Origin of the sequence: Hymenobacter siberiensis (assembly GCF_018967865.2) — a bacterium.
GTDB lineage: Bacteria > Bacteroidota > Bacteroidia > Cytophagales > Hymenobacteraceae > Hymenobacter > Hymenobacter siberiensis.
Genome location: NZ_JAHLZY020000001.1, coordinates 3,093,633 through 3,111,298, shown reverse-complemented (window position 1 = coordinate 3,111,298; position 17,666 = coordinate 3,093,633). Strand labels below are relative to the sequence as shown.

Below are 17,666 nucleotides of genomic sequence, written 5' to 3'. Positions count from 1 at the left end.
CAGTTTCAAAACTTATCATTCAGTTTTGAAACTGATTTATCCGTTAATAGCCGTTTTCAGGCCCGCCGTTTGCTTTTTGCGGCGGAAAATTATTGCCGGCCCGCGCCTTCGCCCGACCTTTGCATTCCTATGCACATCACCGATTCGCACGCCCACCTCTACTCCGAGCAGTTCCGGCCCGACCGCCTCGATGCCCTGCGCCGCGCCCAGGAGGCCGGCGTACGCACCATCGTCATGCCCAATATCGACCACAGCAGCATCGATGCCATGCTGGAACTGGAAGCGGAGGCCCCGGAAACCTGCTTTGCCATGATGGGCCTGCACCCGTGCTCCGTCACGCGCAATTTTGAGCAGCAACTGTATGAGGTAGAAACCTGGCTCGACCGCCGGCCCTTTGCCGCCGTGGGCGAGGCCGGACTCGACCTGCACTGGGATAAAACCCTACTGGCCGAGCAGCAGCAGGCCCTGAAAATTCAGCTCGACCTGGCCAAAAAGCACCGCCTGCCCATTGTGCTGCATACCCGCGAGGCCTTCGCCGAAACCGTGGCGCTGGTGGAGGCCGCGCAGGACGGCACGCTGCGCGGCGTGTTTCATTGCTTCTCCGGCACCCCCGAGGAAGCGGAGCAGGTTATTAAGCTGGGGTTCAAGCTGGGTATCGGCGGCGTGGCCACATTCAAGAACGGCGGGGCCGACAAGGTGCTGCCTGGCATCGGGCTGGAGCATCTGCTGCTCGAAACCGACTGCCCGTACCTGGCGCCGGTGCCACACCGGGGCAAGCGCAACGAGCCGGCCTACCTGCCGCTGGTGCTGCGCCGGGTGGCGTCGTTGCTGGGCCTGCCCGAGGCGGAAGTGGCCGAAGCCACCACGCGCAACGCGGCGGCGCTGTTCAATTTGTGATGACTGTCCAGGTAGTGATAAACATAGCAAAAAAGGTCGTCATGCTTCGGCTGCGCTCAGCATGACGACCTTACTTATCGGCTGATGCTACTACTACGCGGTGCGCTCCAGGCTGGTGAGCAGGGTTTCAATCTGGTCGGAGAAAACATTGACCTGTTCGAGTCCGGCGCGGGCTTCTTCGAGGTGGCCGCGCTGGTAGCGGGTGGCTAGGTCCTGGCCGGTGTTCAACATGCGCTGAAGCACATACTCCAGCTCGCGCACGGCGGGCTGGCCGGCGGCCTGGGGCTTGAGCACGGTTTGAATCCATTGGCCCAGCGGGTTTTCGGCCAGGGAAAAAAGGGCTGGCTCGGCTTCGCGCACGCCGTAGAGCACCGAGCGCAGCCGCGACTTAAAGAGCACCTGCTTCACGCGGGCCTGCTGAAAGTCGAACGAAGTAAGAGGCATACTGGGGCTAAAAAAAGGCGGGCAGAAAGGACCATAAAGATACGCCGGTTTTAGCCGGCCGTAGCATCGCCGAGGGCGCGGGCGGAGGCTTCGCGCACTTGTTCCAGGGCTTGGCGGGCCTTCACAAGCTCGGTAACTTCGAAAGTAAAAACCATGATGCCGGCCGGCTCGCCGTTTTCGCGGAGCTGCTGGTAGATGAAGTTGAAATACGAATCGCGCGGTGACTGTCCGGGCTCGCGCTGCAGCTGAATGCTGAGCTGGCGGTGCGGAAAAAGCTGCTGGTAGGCCGGGTTCACAAACTCGAAGCGGTGCTCGGGGCCGCGGGCAATTGTAATCATGGCCGGGGGCTGGGCTCAGGCCACGGCCAGGCCGCGCTCCAACGAAAGGAGCAGGGTGTCGAGATGTGGGCAGCGAAGGTGTTGATTTCGTCGAGGCCGGCGCGGGCTTCCTCAATATGGCCGCGCTGGTAGCGGGTGGCCAGGTCCTGGCCGGCGCGCAGCATCTGCTGCACGGTACGGTCGAGCTCGCGCACCTCGGGGTGGGTGCCGTGCTGGGGCTGTAGCACGGTGTGCAGCCACTGGCCCAGCGGGTTTTCCTGGGGCGAAAAGAGGCTGGATTCGGCCTCCCGCACGCCGTAGAGCACGGAGCGCAGCCGCGACTTAAAGAGCACCTGCTTCACGCGGGCCTGCTGAAAGTCGAACGAAGTAAGAGGCATAAATAGGGAGAAGTAAAAATAAAAGAGCGGCTCCGGGAGCCGGCAAATGGCGGGTGAGGAGCCGCCCGCCACGCCAATGGTTGCGGATGGCCTACCACAAATCAGGCCAAGGGTGCGGCCGAGCCGGCATCGCGGAGCTTTTCGAGGACCTGGCGGGCGTGCACGAGGTCGGTGACTTCAAACGAAAACACGACAATGCCAACGGGCTGCCCGTTTTCGCGGAACTGCTGATACGTTGAATTGAAATACTGGTCTTCTGCGGCCCCCAAAAGCCGAATGGGCACTTCGTTGCCGTGGTACGTTTCGCCCGACTGATACACGTGGTCGAGGAGGGCGATGAAGCCCTGCTCAACTACTTCGGGCAATGCTTCGGCTACCGTGCGGCCCAGCAGGGGGCGGTTGCCGAGAATATGCTGATAGGGTGGGTTCACAAACTCGTGGCGGTGCTCGGGGCCGCGCAGGATGCAAATGGCCGCCGGGGCCTGCGTAAACAGGCTTTCGTAGGTTTCGCGCTGGTTTTCGGCTTTCTGAAACTGCTGGTAGGCCTGCTCGGAGAGGGCGGCCTGCTGCTCGTTGGCTTCGAGCAGCTCTTCTACCATAAGTTTTTGCTCGTGGATGTCGGTATTGCAGCCCACCCACATCTGAATCTGGCCGTCGGCCCCCAGGCGGGGCACGCCCGTGGCCAGGTGCCAGCGGTAGCTGCCGTCGTGCCGGCGCATGCGGTATTCGGTCTGGTAAGAGGTGCCCTGGTCGCGGGCGGCTTGCCACCGCGCGGTGGTGGTGGGCAAATCATCGGGATGCAGGTCTTCCACCCAGCCCCAGCCCAGCGTGTCGGCCAGCGCCCGGCCGGTAAAACCGGTCCAGCGGGTGTTAAAGAACTCGGCTGTGCCATCGGGGCTGGTGGTCCACACCATCACCGGAAGGCTTTGCAGCATGAACTGGTTGCGTTGCCGCGTTTCGTCGAGGACTTTTTGGGCCTCGGCGGCGGCCCGGCTGGTGCGGTGCGCTTCGGTCACATCCTGCGGCATTAGCAGGATGTATTGCAGCTGGCCCTGGGCATCGAGCAGGGGGTAGTGCGTAACCTGCCAGTACCGTTCCTCGGTGCCGCCGCCCAGCTCGGCGGGGCGTTCGAGGTCGTAGCGCAGCAGGGGCATGGTGTCGGGGAGCAGGGTGCGGCGCACCTGCTCGTGCGAGGCGTGCAGGTCGCGCTGGCTTTCGGGGGCCGAGGGGTAGGCGTCGAAAATGTTGCGTCCCACGGCCTGCGCGCGCGGTAGCAGCGACACGCCGACGTGCTGGTCGGAATTGTCGAGCACGGTGCCGTCGGGGGCCAGCAGCAGGTAGGCACCGGGGAGGGCGTGAAACAGGGCGCGGTAATCGATGGGCAGGGAAATATCAGCCATGAAGCGTACTAAATGCAATGATGCCGCAAACTTGGGCGGGTGGTGATGATGATGCCGTGAAGATAGATAATGACCACCGGAGTCAGCCTTCGGGAGAGAAGCGGCTTGGCGGACTGTTTGTTTGGGGCTGGATGAGGGGCCGTAGGCGGGAGTACGAGGCGCGGGTAATTGCGGTTAGCATTATCCGGTTTTTGCGGTGGGCGCTCCGGTCGGACCGCCCTAAGCGGTCCGACCGGTTGTCGTTGTTATGGCCGTCGTTCATCCTTCGACGGGTCGGCCCGCAACCCCGCCTGGCGGACAGCTGGCAAAAAAGTCAACAGCCCGCGCCAACGGTTCATCCCCCTCATCCGACGGTTCGGCAACGGGAAGTTGAGGCCGGGGCCGCCCGCGGGCACCTTTGAGCCATCAAACTGCCCGCCGCCATGAAAACTTCGCTACTCCCGCTACTCCCGCTACTCCCGCTACTCCCGCTGCTCCCGCTGCTCCTGCTGCTCCTGCTGCTGAGCCCCGCCCCCGCCGCCTTTGTCCAAACTGCGCCCAGTGCTAAAACTCACCAGCTCACCAACTCACCTCAAAGGCATCGCGCGCGATGCCGCCGGCCAGCCCCTGCCGGGCGTGAACGTGTTCCTGAAAACCACCTTCGACGGAGCCAGCACCGACTTGCTGGGCCGCTTCGATTTCCGCACCGACCGCGCCGCCGGTTCAGGGGTGCTGGTGGTGAGATTCATCGGCTATGTGCCTAATGATCTGCTGTTTAGACTGGGAAAAGGCCCGATTTTCCCGCCCAATATTAAGCTGAAGCTGAACCCTGCCGCCCTCGGCGATGTGGTGGTGACGGCCGGGGCCTTCGAGGCCAGCGACACCAGGCGCGGCACCCTGCTCAAGCCCCTCGACATCGTGACTACGGCTGGGGCCCTCGGCGACGTGGCTGGGGCCCTCAATGCCCTGCCCGGCACCACGCGGGTGGGCGAGGACGGCAAGCTGTTTGTGCGCGGCGGGGCGGCCTCGGAAACCAAGTACTACATCGACGGCCTGCCCGTGCAGACGCCCTACGGCGGCGCGGTGCCCAACGTGGCGGCCCGGGGCCGGTTCTCGCCCTTTCTGTTCAAAGGGCTGGTGTTCAGCACGGGCGGCTACTCGGTCGAGTACGGGCAGGCGCTGAGCGCCGTGGTGGTGCAGAACTTGACGGATTTGGCCCCCGAAACGCAGTCCAGCATCTCGCTGATGAGCGTGGGCGGCAGCCCTGGGACGGACCAGACGCTGGGAGCGCACCTTCGTAGCCGTGAGTGCCGACTACACGAATCTGGCTCCTTACTACAAACCTCATGCCCCAGAATCTGGGCTGGGATAAGGCTCCGCTGGCCTTGGGCGGCTCGCTGAAAGTGGTCCACAAAGTAGGGGAAGCTTACACTCCCAATTCCGTGTCAACATTCCAGTTAGCCAGCCGGCCCGTGTGGCTGGTAGCGCCAGGCTAGGTACACGGCCCACACGGTCATCAGCGTATTGACCATAATGAAAATGCCCATGAGCCCGAACAGGATGCCGTTGAGCGGGGTGCTGGCGTTGTAGTGTGAGGTGGTGCCCCGGGCGGCCTGCGTAAAAATCACGGCCTGCTCTACCAGCATGCTCAGGGCTACGCAATGGTATAGGTGCCCGCCGTGGCCACCGCCCCGGTCCTGCTCTACCAGCATACTCAGGGCTACGCCCCCGCTCAGCAGCAGCACGCTGCGTTGGGCGGCGGCGGGCAGGTCGGCCAGCAGCCAGCCCAGCGTCCAGGCAAAGGCCGTGATGGAGAGGGCAAACTTCAGCGGCTTGAGCCAGACCGGTGCGCCGGCCACCAGGCGGTGGTCGATGAACAGTAGCGCCAGGGCAGCACGGCCAGGGCCACGTTCGCCCAGCCGGTCCAGGACAGGGCGGGGTTCACGCGGTGCAGCACGCGCAGGGCCTCGCGCACCGGACCAGCGGTTGGGCTGAGCGGCGAAAAAACAGCGGACGAAAGCAAGGCGGTTTTCATGAGGTCAGCGAATTGAAATCAGAAAAAAATAACCAGAATGAAAGAGGTTAACAATTTGATAACCAGACATCCGTTGGCGGAAGCGGATACCGCTGCCGCACCCCGAAATACAGCAGCAGCCCCACCGGCCCAAACAGGAACGTGAGCAGCAGGCAGGGTATCAGCAGCCCGTGCGGCATACCGCGCCGCTGCGCGTCACGCACTTCCCAGGCCCCCGTCCACATATCGAAGCAGAGGTAGTGTACCCAGCCAGCCAGCAGCGCCCATGGGTCGCGGAACAGCGCCGCCACGGCATCCAGCGACTGAAAGCCGCCCTCGCCGCCGTGCGGCCCTGCGTAGTGCGCCGCGATGAGCACCGCGTAAGCAGCGGCCAGTAGCAGCGGCAGCGCCCCGCTTAGCACCACGGCGCGGGTGACGCGCCAGCGCGGGGCCGGTACCAGCAGCGCCCAGCCCAGCAGGGCCACGGGGTTGGCGAGGGAAAACAGGAAATCGGACGTGAGCATGGGGCTGAAGCGAAGAAGTTGGGCCAAATCTAGTAGCCCGGCCGGCGGACGGGCCAGCTATTTCGGGGCGAAGCGGCGAAACAACCGGGTGAAACGGCGGCTGTGGCCGGGTGAAATCCCCGACCTTTGCCAGCGGTCGGTTTTTTGGATGTGCTATGCTCTGGTTGTTACGCGTTGTGTGGTTGAGTGTAGTCCTGCTGCCGGTGGGCGCGTGGGCGCAGTCGGCACCGCCGGCCCGGCCCGATTCGGTGAAAGGTCGGCCGGCCGTGGCGCGCCTGGCCCGCAACCGCTTCGTGGTGCAGTACGACTCGCGCTACTCCATTCTCAACCACCACCTCACCACCATCAACGGCCTCAAGCTGGGCATCGAGTTCAAGAGCCGCTTCCGGACCGGGGCGGCCATCTACTTCCTGAGCACCGGCGTGCCCTCGCGCCAGGCCAAGCCCGACAACGCCGCCGAAGATGCCGACGCCGAAATCCGCTTCCGCTACCTGGCCGCCTACGCCGGCTACGTGCTGCTCGAAAACCGTCGTTGGGAGCTCAGCGCCAACATGCAACTGGGCCTGGGCTCGGCCTACGTGCTCTACGAAGCCGACGATGGCGACCTCGACAAAACGCCCCGCGATTTTATGGGCATCGTGGAGCCCACACTGGCCGCGCAGTACCGGGTGTTTCGTTGGGGCGGCATTGGCACGGGCCTGGGCTGGCGGCAGCCGGTGTTCGTGCCCATCGCCATCCAGAAAGAGCTGAATGGGCCGGTATTTTACCTGCGCGCCAACCTGTTTCTGGGCGAATTATTCAAGGTGATGAAGGATAAAGAGCCGCTCTTCACCCAAACCAACATGCGCTAAGCTGAGCGCCAGTTTTCGCGCTGCGCGCCTACTGGCCCGTGCTGTAGGCGAAGCCCACCGAGAGCGTGGCGTTGGCCCGGGCGCGGTTCTGCACCACCACGCTTTCGTAGGAATACGTGTAGGCCAGGTTCAGGGCCAGGTGCTGGTAGAGCTTGAAGGCCAGCACCGTGGCGCTGTTGAGGCGGTAGTCGCCGCCGGAGTCGCGCAGGCTGGGCTGATAAAAAAATAGCTCCGACGCGCTGAACACACCCCGGTTCAGGCGCATCTTGAGGCGGGTGGAGTTGCGCACTACGTGCCGGGAAAAATCGGACTCGGTATTGTAGTCGGTTTGCTCGTTGAGCAAGAATGTGCTCAAGGCCAATGTGTTGTTGGTGCTGTCGGCGTATAGCTGGTAGCCCACGCCGCCGCCCGTTACCACGCGCCGCGTGATGGCGCGCAGGTTGCTGGTTTCGAACTCGCCCAGCGCGTAGAACTTCCACCGGCGAATGCGGTAGTCGGGGGTGCTGAGCAGCAGTAGCTCGCGCTCGCGCAGTGCCCCGTCCTGCCGGCCATAGCTGTAGGTGAAGGCCGCCGGAAACTGCCAGTGCCCTGTAGTGAAGCCGCCCGTGTGGCTGGTGTTGAAATATATCCGTTCCACCGTGCCCGTGGTGTAGAGGCCGGTGAGGGCCGCCGTGTAGCGCACGCCGGTGCCGTCCATATTATAGGTTTCAAACTCGGCCGAGGGCAGCCCGGCCGGCGGCGGCGCCATATTGCCCGCGCCGTTCACCACCGCCGAATCGGGCGTAGCGGTGCCGGCTGGTTTCTGGTCCTGGGCCCGTGCTGCCGGGCTGGCCAGCAGCCCCAATAACCCTAACAGCAGCCCATAAGAAAATCGAAATTTCATCAACTTACAGGGTGCGTAGCGTGGCCGTCCGGTTGAGCTTACCCGTGGCCGTTAGCAGAAATTCGGGCACGTAGGTAAGCTGCCGGGGCTGCTCGTAGCGCCCCAGGCGTGCCGCCAGCAGGGCTTTCAGCCGGATTTCCTGCTCGGGCGCCAGCGCCGGGCCTTCGATGAAAGCCGTCACGGTCTGGCCCAGGCGCTCGTCGGGCTGGCCGGCCACAAAGCAGCGGCGCGGCGTCCCGATTTCGGCCAGCGCCACATCCAGCACCAGCTCCACTTTCTCGGCGGGCACCTTCACGCCGCCCGAGTTTATTACGAAATCGGCCCGGCCCAGCCACTCAAACGTGTGCGCGTCGAGCAGCTGTACCACGTCGTTGGTGATGATGAGCTGGTCGTCGGTCACGTCGCCGCGCAGCGTGAGGCAGCCGCGTTCATCCTGCCCCGCCGCAATGCCCGTGAGTACCCGGAAGCTGGTAGCGGCGTGCGGCCCGTTCAGGCGGCGCAGGGCTACGTGGGAGCAGGTTTCCGTCATGCCATAGGTGAGCCACGCGGCGGCTTTCACGGGTTGCACTTCCTGTTGCAGCGCGGCATCGGCGGGCGCGCCCCCCACCAGAAACGACTTCATTTTATCGAGCCGGGGCGCGTGGCCGGCCGCCAGCACGGCTTTCAGCTGCAGCGGCACGAAGGCCGAAAAATCAAATTCCGCAGCGGCGGCTACGTAGGCAAATGGGTCGGCGTGCGGCTCCACGATGGTGAGGTGCAGGTTGCGCTCCAGCCCGCGCACCAGCATCATCATCCCGCCGATGTACTCGCAGTTGAGGCAAACCAGCGCCCGGTCGCCGGGGCCGAGGTCGAAGAAATCGGCCGTGCGGCGGGCCGACGCTTCCAGCTGCCGCCGCTGTAGCGTGATGGCCGAGGGCGTGCCCGTGCTGCCCGAGGTGTGCAGCACAAATTCCTGCGTGCCGTTCAGCCACTGCCGGACAAAATTCAGCACCTTGGCCTCGTAGCCGTTCAAGGGCACATCGAGCTGGGCGGGGTATTGGCGGATGGCCGCGTAGGTGAATTCGCGGCCGTTGAGCAGGAGGGAGGTGGGAAGTAAATCGGAAGCCATAACAGTCAAAATAAAGGCCGGTGGCTGGGGCCTCAAGCCAGCAGCCACCGCTGATACGTCTCGGCCGAAGGCCGCGTTTGCCAGCCCAGCGCCAGCAGCACCGCCCCGCAAAGAACGAGGTCGAGCGGCTTGTGGCTTATGACGTACGACGCAAGCAAGGGCAGGGCCAGCAGGCCCAGCAAGCTATTGCGCAGCAGCGCACGCCCTTGGTAAATGCGCAGATTTTCTTCGGCCGGCCGGCGCACATTGGGCCGCAGGTAGCGCGAAACCACAAACAGCAGCCCGCCCACTACCGGCAGCAGCGCCAGGAGCCCCAGCAAAACCGGCCACGTAGTGAGGGCCGGTTCCAGGGTTGGCCCCACGGCCATCCGGCCGCTGGCCCCCAGCATTCCCCCGCCCATCAAAAGGCCCTGCACGGGGTATTGCAGCCAATGCCACCGCCGAATGCGCCGGATATTCAGGTGAAAATCAGCAGTAGTCATAGCCGTGAAATGGGGGAGGTATTCGCGTTGCTTCAACAGCCCAACTGCCCATAAGTATTGCAGGCTGCGGGCCAGCATGGGAGCGGAGTTGGGACGATGCCTGGACTCGGGATGTAAGGGCTACTCGAACTTGCGCAGCCCCAGCCAGCCGCCGCCGTTGTACACCTCGGCAAAGCCCTGTTTTTGCAGGATGCCGCGCGCCGCCGCACTGCGCATGCCCGAGGCGCAGCAGGTAATCACGGGCATGGTCTTATCGAGCTTGCCCAAGCCGGCGGGCAGGGTGTCGAGGGGCAGGTTGAGCGACTTTTTGAGGTGGCCGCCCTGGTATTCGCCCTTGCTGCGCACATCGATAATAGTGGCCCCGGCCGCGATGAGCGCGCCCAGGTCTGGCCCCGGCTTCCGGCCGAATAGTTTTTTCAGGAAGTCCATCATGCGGCGAAGATAGGTCGGGAAAAGGCGGGCATTCCCCGCTCCAAACAACCGGAAAAGTGCACGCCTGACTTGGCTTTATCCTTCAAAAAGTGTAACTTACTGCCAACGAACTAATTCCCACCGCCATGAAACCTGAACTCGTCACCCCGGTAATTGCCCCTTCCGTGCCCGTCCGCTTCGAGGCTCACCCCGCTAATGAGCGGCCGGCCGTTACCCCCGCCAAGGTCCTGAAAAAAGCCCGCAAGCGCGAGCGGCTGCGCTTCTTCCTGGCCTGGTGCGCCGGCTGTCGGTTCATGAGCGGCAGCTTCTAAGGGTTTGGTTGGTGAGGGCGGTAATGCCAATGAAGCTGTTTAGGAATTCCAACAATACCAGACCGTCATTCCGAGCGCAGCCGAGGAATCTCGCTCGAGGTGGCTTGGGTATCGTTCACCGATTCACGCGAGATTCCTCGGCTGCGCTCGGAATGACGGTCTTGCTATTTTCGGGTACTTCCTAAACAGCTTCTATATCAAAAAAAACGCTCATAGCGCAAGCTATGAGCGTTTTTGTCAGGCTGCGGGAACGCATGTCAGCCACCGGTTACGGAAATTTTGGAAATTTCGAAAAGTCGGGCTGGCGCTTCTCCATGAAGGCTTCGCGGCCCTCCTTGGCCTCGTCGCTGAGGTAGTAGAGCAGCGTGGCGTTGCCGGCCAGCTCCTGAATGCCGGCTTGGCCATCGAGCTCGGCGTTGAAGCTCGATTTGAGCATACGCAGCGAGAGCGGGCTTTTCTGAAGGATTTTGTGGCACCAGGCCACGGTGGTTTCTTCCAGCTTATCGAGGGGTACCACTTTGTTCACGAGGCCCATATCGAGGGCTTCCTGGGCGTCGTACTGGTCGCAGAGAAACCAGATTTCGCGGGCCTTCTTCTGGCCCACCACGCGGGCGAGGTAGGAAGCCCCGAAGCCGCCGTCGAACGAGCCCACGTTGGGGCCGGTCTGGCCGAAACGGGCGTTGTCGGCCGCAATGCTCAAATCGCACACCACGTGCAGTACGTGGCCGCCGCCAATGGCCCAGCCCGCCACCATGGCAATGACCGGCTTGGGAATGGAGCGGATGATTTTCTGCAGTTCCAGCACGTTGAGGCGGGGCAGGGTGTCCTCGCCCACGTAGCCGCCGTGGCCGCGCACGCTCTGGTCGCCGCCCGAGCAGAAGGCTCGGCCGCCCTCGCCGGTGAGGATAATCACGCCGATATCGGTGCGGTCCTGGCACATGCGCATGGCCTCAATCATCTCCTGCACCGTGAGCGGCGTGAAGGCGTTGTGCACCTGCGGCCGGTTGATGCTGATTTTGGCGATGCCGCCAAACTGCGTGAAGAGAATTTCTTTGAACTCCTTAATCGGGGTCCAGCTAATGGGTTCACTCATGGGGAGAGAATATTGGATGGAAAAGTACGGTCATGCAGAGCGCAGCGAAGCATCTTGCCCGCCGTCACTAATTCAATCGATTGGTTTACTTACTGCGGGCAAGATGCTTCGCTGCGCTCTGCATGACGTTCAGTTGGTTAATATTTAGGCAAAAGCAGCTTTCACCGCCGCTCGGTATTCCTCAAAAAACGCCGCGTTGGTCTTCGAGTCGGTGAAGACTTCCAGAATGGCCGCGCCGGTTTCGGCTGCAAAGAAAACCGGTAGCGCGGCTTCTAGTTCTTCAAACGATGAAACCGGGAAGTAGCGTAGGTTAAAATCCTTGGCCGTATTCTCGGCCGTGAGGGCCTGGCGCGTTTCAAAAAACTCCTCCAACTCCGGCTGCTGGCGCGGCCCATCGATGATACGGAAGATGCCGCCGCCGTGGTTGTTGAACAGCACCACCCGCAGGTTGGGCGTGGGGTAGTTGTGCCAAAAAGCGTTGCGGTCGTAGAAAAACGCCACATCGCCGGTCAGCAGCACTACCGGCCGCTCCGGCTGGGCCAGGGCCGCGCCCACGGCCGTGGAATTGCAGCCATCGATGCCGCTGGTGCCCCGGTTGGCAAAAACTTCAATTTGCCGGCCTTGCGGGATGCCGAGGATGTTGGCGTAGCGCACGGCCATACTGTTGGCCAGGTGCAGAGCCGTGGTTTCGGGCAGCGCCGCCAGCGCGTGGCGGAAGGCTGAAAATTCGTTGAAGGGCTGGGTTTCGTCCGTAAAAAAACTGTTGATGAATTCGGAAGACTGCTGATTTGCACGACGCCAAATCTTGCCATACGGCATGGCTTGCACGCGCAATTCCTTGGAGAATTCGTGCGCGAAATCGCTCAAAAAAATAAATGGACTGGTGCGAACAACTTTTGTTAGGGAGCGAAATACGTCGGCTACCTGACCGCCATACGGCTGAAGATGCCATTGCTGCTCCGCTGGATATTTACGCAGATATAATTTCAGCGATTTTGATATCAACGACTTCCCTAAAGTAATTAGCAGGCCTGGACGTAATGATTCCCGAAATTCCTCATTAGCACTGCTAAGAAAAATATCCTGCGACAAGACGGTCGGGATGTTTGCCGAGAGGTTGCTAATAGAATCTGCAACTACAATAGCTCCAGACTGATGCGCAAAATGCTTAAGGGCTTCAGCCAGCGAAGAGTCGCTGATATGCTGGCCAACGACAACCAGAATGCGGTTTAAAAGGTCATTGTAAGGCGGCGCTGTATGAGCCTCCGCATAAAATGTATTGGAAGGCACATCTGCATCATCCCGAATAATTTTCACATCCTGCTCAAATCGAATTTCCTCGCCCGCCTTCGGATAAAATGGTTCGCGCAACGGCACGTTCACCTGTACCGGGCCAGCGGGCGCTGCCTGCGCCAGATTAATCGCCTCATTTACAATGCGCGCCGAATACCACTTGGCATCGGGATGCGCGGTTTCTACCGGAAACTCAAACGCGCCCTTGGCGTGGGCACCGTACAAATTGTGCTGGCGGATGGTCTGCCCATCGAGCTGGTCAATCCATTCGGGCGGGCGGTCGGCGGTGAAAATCACCAGCGGAATCTGCTGGAAAAAGGCTTCGGCCACGGCCGGCGCGTAGTTCAGTCCGGCCGTTCCTGACGTGCACACCAGCGCCACCGCCCGCCGTTGCGCCTGCGCAATGCCCAGGCCGATGAAGGCGGCGGCCCGCTCATCGGGCACCACGCGCACGTTCAAACCGGGGTGGCGGGCAAAGGCCAGCGTGAGCGGGGCCGAGCGCGAACCCGGCGACAACACTACGTCGGTAATGCCGTGGCGGGCGCAGATTTCGGCGATGTTATAAACGGCCTGCATGATGGAATTAAAAATTAAAAATGAAGAATTAAAAGTTGAGTTGAATATGTGAAATGGGCCTTTTCAACGGGTAATAAACACGGCCATTCTTAATTTTTAATTCTCAGTTTTTAATTCAAAACAGCGCCCACGGTTTGCATCTTCATCTCCGTCTCCTGCCATTCGCGCGTCGGGTCCGAGTCGACGGTGAGGCCGGTGCCGGCGTAGAGGATGACCTCGGTGGCGCGCACCTGCAGGCAGCGCAGGTTCACGAAGAGGCGGGCGATGCCGGGCGCGGCCACGTTCACCGGACCCAGAAAGCCGCTGTAGTAGGCGCGGTCGTAGCCCTCGTGGCGGCGCAGGAAATCGAGCGCGGCCGTTTTGGGCATGCCGCCCACGGCCGAAGTCGGGTGCAGCAGGCGCAGCATGTCGGTGCCCAGCGCGGCGGCGTTGGGCACGTTTTGCAGGTCGACTTCAAAGTCGGTGCGCAGGTGCAGGAGCTGGCCGGCCGCCACGGTGCGGGGGCCGGTTTCGTGGTACTCGCGCAGCCGCAGCTGCTTGAAGCAGCTCACGATGTAGCGGGCCACCAGGGCCTGCTCCTCAATCTCCTTCTGCCGCCAGATGGCATCCTGGGGCCGCGTGCCCGGCACCAGCGGCTGCGTGCCGGCTAGCGCCATGGTATGAAACTGCCCATCGGCCGTGACTTCGGCCAGCACTTCGGGCGAGGCCCCCAGCCAGGTGCCCACGCCCGGCACACTCACCAGCGATACAAACGCGCGCGGGTACTTCTCGCTCAGGTCGGCAAACGCGGTCAGCGGGTCGAAATCCGACGGCAGGGGGCGGCAGGCAGCGCGCGAGCTCACCACCTTCATCACTTCCCGGGCCTCGATGGCGGCCACGCCGCGCCGTACCAGGGCGGTGTATTCGGCTTCGGTGGCGGTGGGCGGCGCGGGCTGGGTGCCGTAGTGCCAGCCCAGTCCGGCCGGCGTGGGCAGCGCCAGCCAGGCCGTGAGGTTGGGCACCAGCGCGCGGGCGGCGGGGGCCACGGCCACGGCCTCGGGCTGGGCCAGGTCGTAGCGCACGTCGGCGGGTAGGAACAGGGCCGGGTTGTGGTCCGAGTCGCGGAAAGGAAAAAACGCAAAGCCGGCCGGCGCGTGGTCGTCCAGCGCCGGGGGCAGGCCGGTGTACGCGGCTTCGAGCGAGCGGGCTATCAGCAGCTGCGGCTGCGCGGCCCCGGGCTCGCGCCACAGCGCCAGCGGCCGGCCCGTGCGCAGCGCCCCGGCCACGAGGTGGCGCAGCCGGGCGGGCGCATCGAGGCCGACGGCGCTGGCCGGCCAAGGCAGCAGGCGGTAGTCGGGCCGCACCATTTAGGGAGCTGGCTGGGGCTTGGGCGCGATGTCGACCACGGCCATGGTAATGCGGCTGATGCACACCAGCGCCCCCGTTTCTTCGTGCGTAATGCGGATTTCCCACACCTGCGTGCTGCGGCCGATGTGCACCGGCGTGGCGCGGCCGGTTACCCAGCCGTCGCGCACGCCCTTGAGATGGTTGGCGTTGATTTCCAGGCCCACGGCGGCCTGCTTGCTGCGGTCGGGCAGGCGCAGGGCGGCGGCAATGCTGCCCAGGGTTTCGGCAAAGGCCACTGACGCGCCGCCGTGCAGCAGGCCCATGGGCTGGTGGGTGCGGCCATCCACGGGCATGCGGCCCTCAATGTAATCGTCGGTCACGGCCGTGATTTCCATGCCGAGGGCATCGGCCAGGGTGGGGCGGGAGGCCGTCCAGCGCTTTACTTCTTCCAGATTCATGGGGTGGGGCAGGGGAGCGGCCGTGGGAGCACCGCTCAACGGTGAATGTTAAAGAATAAAGGTCAACAATTGGGGTTTAAACTCCGTACTTTGAGGAATTGTTGACCGATTGTTACGCAAAACTACCGCGAAAGTGAAGCCCCGGACCATCTTCCTTCTGCGCCACGGCCAGACCGATTTCAACGTGCGCGGCATTGTGCAGGGCAGCGGCGTCGATTCGAGCCTAAACGATACCGGCCGCCGCCAGGCGGCGCAGTTCTTCGCGGCCTATGGCCACGTGCCGTTCAATAAGGTCTACACCTCCGCCCTGCGCCGCACGCAGGAGTCGGTGCAGCAGTTCCTCGACCTCGGCCTACCCCACGAAGCCCATTCGGGCCTCAACGAAATCAGCTGGGGCGTGCGCGAGGGCACCCGCATCACCATTGAAGAGGATGCCGAATACCGCCAGGTACTGGCCGGCTGGGAGGCCGGCGACACCCACGCCCGCCTCACCGGCGGCGAAAGCCCCGAGGAAGTAGCCGCCCGCCAGCGCCCGTTTATTGAGCTGCTCAAGACGCGGGACGACGAAGAAACGGTGCTCGTCTGCATGCACGGCCGGGCCATGCGCGTCATGCTCTGCCAGCTGCTCAACTACCCGCTCAGCCACATGCAAGGCTTCGAGCACAGCAATTTATGCTTGTATAAGCTGGAGTTTACGGGTACGGTGTTCACTGTCAAGAACTTTCTCGACGTGTCGCATCTGCAGGAACCGGGCTGATTTCGACGGCGCTCAGCATGACCGTCATTCTGGCCTTGTCAAAATGACTTACTGCCTTATTGTGGGCAAGTCCTTATATTCTCCGGAGTTGTTTAGAAAGTCACAAAAGGTACTCAAACGGTCATGCAGAGCGCAGCGAAGCATGACCGTTCGGGGATTTTCTAAACAGCTTCCCCGATAATAACGTTGCCCCCGCCAACTTTTCCGGCTAATTTTGGCCTTCTCAACTCTAGCGCTTTTATATCCGATGGCCGAAATCATAAAAATGCCCAAAATGAGCGACACGATGACCGAAGGGACCATCGCGGCCTGGCTCAAAAAAGTGGGCGATAAAGTTAAATCCGGGGACATCCTGGCCGAAGTCGAAACCGACAAAGCCACCATGGAGCTGGAAAATTATGAAGACGGCACCCTGCTCTACATCGGGCCGAAAGAGAAGGATTCCGTACCGGTTGATGGCATTCTGGCCATTGTGGGCAAGGAAGGTGAAGACATTTCGGGCCTGCTGAACGGCCAGAGCGGCGGCGCTGTCCCGGCCGCCGAAGCTCCTGTTCCCGAGCCTGCCGCCCCCGCCGCCGCCGCCGAAGCCCCCAAGGCTCCGGAAGCTGCGCCTGCTCCGGCACCAGTGGCTGCCGCTCCGGCCGCGCCCGCCAATGGCAAGAAAGCCACCGTGGTACGCATGCCCAAGATGAGCGACACGATGACCGAAGGCACCATTGCGGCCTGGTTGAAAAAAGTGGGCGACAAAGTGAAATCGGGGGATATCCTGGCCGAAGTCGAAACCGACAAAGCCACCATGGAGTTGGAAAACTACGAAGACGGCACCCTGCTCTACACCGGCCCCAAAGCCGGCGAAGCCGTGGAAGTTGATGGCATTTTGGCCATCATCGGCGAAGAAGGCGCTGATATTCAGGCCCTGCTCGGCGGTGGCGGTTCTGCCCCGGCACCGGCCCAAGCTGCTCCGGCTGCTGAAGCACCGGCTGCTGAAGCACCGGCTGCTGAAGCACCGGCTGCTGAAGCACCGGCCCAAGCTGCTCCGGCTGCTGAAGCTCCGGCTGCTGCACCTGCCGCCGCTCAACCAGCAACGAGCAACGAGCAAGCAGCAACGCCAAATGGCCGCATCCTGGCCTCGCCGCTGGCCAAAAGCATTGCCAAAGAAAAAGGCATCAACCTCTCGCAGGTAGTAGGCAGCGGCGATAACGGCCGCATTGTGCAGCGCGATGTGGAGAACTTCCAGCCTTCCGGCGCTGCTGCCGCTCCGGCTCCGCAAGCTGCTTCTGCGGCCATGCCGGCACCAGCCGTTGCGCCCCAGGCTGCTCCGGCACCCCAGGCTGCCCCCGCTGCCAGCGCCCCGGCCTCGACGGATACCTACACCGACACGCCCGTGTCGCAGATGCGCAAGGTAATTGCCAAGCGCCTGTCGGAGAGCTTGTTCACGGCCCCGCATTTCTATCTCACGATGGAAATTAACATGGACAAGGCCATGGAAGTCCGCGTGAAGCTCAACGAGCTGTCGCCGGTGAAACTGAGCTTTAATGACCTGGTGCTGAAGTCGGCGGCCATTGCCCTGCGCTCGCACCCGGCCGTGAATTCCTCGTGGCTCGGCGACCGCATCCGCCAGAATAAAGTCATCAACATCGGCGTGGCCGTGGCCGTAGATGAAGGCCTGCTGGTGCCCGTGGTGCGCAACGCGGACCAGAAAGGCCTCGCCACCATTGCCACCGAGGTGAAGGAGCTGGCCGGCAAAGCCAAGAGCAAGAAGCTGCAGCCCGCCGAGTGGGAGGGCAGCACCTTCACCATCTCGAACCTGGGCATGTTCGGCATCGATGAGTTTACCGCCATCATCAACCCGCCCGATGCCTGCATTCTGGCCGTGGGCGGCATCAAGCAGACCGCCATTGTGAAGGATGGCGCGCTGGCCATCGGCAATATCATGAAAGTAACGCTGAGCTGCGACCACCGCGTGGTGGACGGCGCTACCGGTGCGGCCTTCCTGCAAACGCTGAAAAGCCTGCTCGAAGACCCCATGCGTCTGATGATTTGAGGCGGCTAAAAACTGAAACTAAAAAACCAGCCCGGTAGGGCTGGTTTTTTTTATGCGCCATGCACTAGCTTGCAGGCAG

Annotated in this window: 21 protein-coding genes; 6 read left to right on the top strand and 15 right to left on the bottom strand. The window is 62.6% G+C overall.

What is annotated here, in order from left to right:
• Window positions 1-129 precede the first annotated feature (129 nt).
• Window positions 130-897: a TatD family hydrolase gene (locus KQ659_RS13855; RefSeq protein ID WP_216688384.1), complete on the top strand. Its 768-nt coding sequence runs from the start codon at window positions 130-132 to the stop codon at window positions 895-897.
• 93 nt (window positions 898-990) lie between these two features.
• Here KQ659_RS13855 and KQ659_RS13850 read toward each other — a convergent pair whose 3' ends face one another.
• The 4 genes from KQ659_RS13850 to KQ659_RS13835 form a co-directional block, all read right to left on the bottom strand.
• Window positions 991-1,341, bottom strand: coding sequence for a hypothetical protein (locus tag KQ659_RS13850; RefSeq protein WP_216680514.1), 351 nt, complete (start codon window positions 1,339-1,341; stop codon window positions 991-993).
• 50 nt (window positions 1,342-1,391) lie between these two features.
• Window positions 1,392-1,679, bottom strand: coding sequence for a hypothetical protein (locus KQ659_RS13845; protein WP_216680515.1), 288 nt, complete (start codon window positions 1,677-1,679; stop codon window positions 1,392-1,394).
• Entirely contained in the window at window positions 1,676-2,056 is a 381-nt protein-coding gene (locus KQ659_RS13840) for a hypothetical protein (protein WP_216680516.1), read from the bottom strand. Before KQ659_RS13840 ends, KQ659_RS13845 begins: the two co-directional genes overlap by 4 nt.
• A 101-nt stretch (window positions 2,057-2,157) precedes the next feature.
• Window positions 2,158-3,456: a PAS domain-containing protein gene (locus KQ659_RS13835; RefSeq protein ID WP_216680517.1), complete on the bottom strand. Its 1,299-nt coding sequence runs from the start codon at window positions 3,454-3,456 to the stop codon at window positions 2,158-2,160.
• Window positions 3,457-3,996: 540 nt separating this feature from the next.
• Between KQ659_RS13835 and KQ659_RS13830 the strand changes: the two genes are divergently transcribed.
• On the top strand, window positions 3,997-4,836 hold the full coding sequence (locus tag KQ659_RS13830; protein WP_216688385.1) for a carboxypeptidase-like regulatory domain-containing protein: 840 nt from the start codon (window positions 3,997-3,999) through the stop codon (window positions 4,834-4,836).
• Window positions 4,837-4,892: 56 nt separating this feature from the next.
• On the opposite strand, the gene KQ659_RS13825 is transcribed toward KQ659_RS13830, so the two are convergent.
• Genes KQ659_RS13825 through KQ659_RS13815 form a run of 3 tightly spaced genes read right to left on the bottom strand, consistent with a single transcriptional unit; the run spans window position 4,893 to window position 5,973 of the window.
• Window positions 4,893-5,294 (bottom strand): hypothetical protein, encoded by a 402-nt coding sequence (locus KQ659_RS13825; RefSeq protein WP_216680519.1) that lies wholly within the window; start codon window positions 5,292-5,294, stop codon window positions 4,893-4,895.
• The gene (locus KQ659_RS13820) at window positions 5,261-5,470 is read right to left on the bottom strand and encodes a hypothetical protein (RefSeq protein ID WP_216680520.1); all 210 of its coding nucleotides are present in this window, start codon (window positions 5,468-5,470) and stop codon (window positions 5,261-5,263) included. The genes KQ659_RS13825 and KQ659_RS13820 overlap by 34 nt, the downstream gene beginning before the upstream one ends.
• Window positions 5,471-5,517: 47 nt before the next feature.
• On the bottom strand, window positions 5,518-5,973 hold the full coding sequence (locus KQ659_RS13815) for an ABA4-like family protein (RefSeq protein WP_216680521.1): 456 nt from the start codon (window positions 5,971-5,973) through the stop codon (window positions 5,518-5,520).
• 155 nt (window positions 5,974-6,128) lie between these two features.
• Here KQ659_RS13815 and KQ659_RS13810 point away from each other — a divergent pair, with 155 nt between their 5' ends.
• Complete coding sequence (locus KQ659_RS13810) at window positions 6,129-6,824, top strand: hypothetical protein (protein WP_216680522.1); 696 nt, start codon at window positions 6,129-6,131, stop codon at window positions 6,822-6,824.
• A gap of 28 nt (window positions 6,825-6,852) precedes the next feature.
• On the opposite strand, the gene KQ659_RS13805 is transcribed toward KQ659_RS13810, so the two are convergent.
• The 4 genes from KQ659_RS13805 to KQ659_RS13790 all read right to left on the bottom strand — a co-directional run bounded on the left by KQ659_RS13805 (window position 6,853) and on the right by KQ659_RS13790 (window position 9,729).
• Window positions 6,853-7,707 (bottom strand): DUF481 domain-containing protein, encoded by an 855-nt coding sequence (locus KQ659_RS13805; RefSeq protein WP_216680523.1) that lies wholly within the window; start codon window positions 7,705-7,707, stop codon window positions 6,853-6,855.
• A gap of 4 nt (window positions 7,708-7,711) precedes the next feature.
• Complete coding sequence (locus KQ659_RS13800; protein ID WP_216688386.1) at window positions 7,712-8,815, bottom strand: AMP-binding protein; 1,104 nt, start codon at window positions 8,813-8,815, stop codon at window positions 7,712-7,714.
• Window positions 8,816-8,847: 32 nt separating this feature from the next.
• Entirely contained in the window at window positions 8,848-9,297 is a 450-nt protein-coding gene (locus tag KQ659_RS13795) for a hypothetical protein (RefSeq protein ID WP_216680525.1), read from the bottom strand.
• A 120-nt stretch (window positions 9,298-9,417) separates the two neighbouring features.
• Window positions 9,418-9,729: a rhodanese-like domain-containing protein gene (locus KQ659_RS13790; RefSeq protein ID WP_216680526.1), complete on the bottom strand. Its 312-nt coding sequence runs from the start codon at window positions 9,727-9,729 to the stop codon at window positions 9,418-9,420.
• A 125-nt stretch (window positions 9,730-9,854) separates the two neighbouring features.
• Between KQ659_RS13790 and KQ659_RS13785 the strand changes: the two genes are divergently transcribed.
• A complete protein-coding gene (locus KQ659_RS13785) occupies window positions 9,855-10,040 on the top strand; it encodes a hypothetical protein (RefSeq protein WP_216680527.1) in 186 nt (61 codons plus the stop codon).
• 268 nt (window positions 10,041-10,308) lie between these two features.
• Here KQ659_RS13785 and menB read toward each other — a convergent pair whose 3' ends face one another.
• The 4 genes from menB to KQ659_RS13765 form a co-directional block, all read right to left on the bottom strand.
• A complete protein-coding gene (gene menB, locus KQ659_RS13780) occupies window positions 10,309-11,133 on the bottom strand; it encodes a 1,4-dihydroxy-2-naphthoyl-CoA synthase (RefSeq protein WP_216686356.1) in 825 nt (274 codons plus the stop codon).
• A gap of 144 nt (window positions 11,134-11,277) precedes the next feature.
• Window positions 11,278-13,002 (bottom strand): 2-succinyl-5-enolpyruvyl-6-hydroxy-3-cyclohexene-1-carboxylic-acid synthase, encoded by a 1,725-nt coding sequence (gene menD / locus KQ659_RS13775; protein ID WP_216688387.1) that lies wholly within the window; start codon window positions 13,000-13,002, stop codon window positions 11,278-11,280.
• Between the two features lie 110 nt (window positions 13,003-13,112).
• A complete protein-coding gene (locus KQ659_RS13770; RefSeq protein WP_216680532.1) occupies window positions 13,113-14,348 on the bottom strand; it encodes a chorismate-binding protein in 1,236 nt (411 codons plus the stop codon).
• On the bottom strand, window positions 14,349-14,786 hold the full coding sequence (locus KQ659_RS13765; protein ID WP_216680533.1) for a hotdog fold thioesterase: 438 nt from the start codon (window positions 14,784-14,786) through the stop codon (window positions 14,349-14,351).
• 133 nt (window positions 14,787-14,919) lie between these two features.
• Between KQ659_RS13765 and KQ659_RS13760 the strand changes: the two genes are divergently transcribed.
• Complete coding sequence (locus KQ659_RS13760) at window positions 14,920-15,543, top strand: histidine phosphatase family protein (RefSeq protein ID WP_216680534.1); 624 nt, start codon at window positions 14,920-14,922, stop codon at window positions 15,541-15,543.
• Window positions 15,544-15,790: 247 nt separating this feature from the next.
• On the top strand, window positions 15,791-17,587 hold the full coding sequence (locus tag KQ659_RS13755; protein WP_216688388.1) for a pyruvate dehydrogenase complex dihydrolipoamide acetyltransferase: 1,797 nt from the start codon (window positions 15,791-15,793) through the stop codon (window positions 17,585-17,587).
• Window positions 17,588-17,666: the final 79 nt, after the last annotated feature.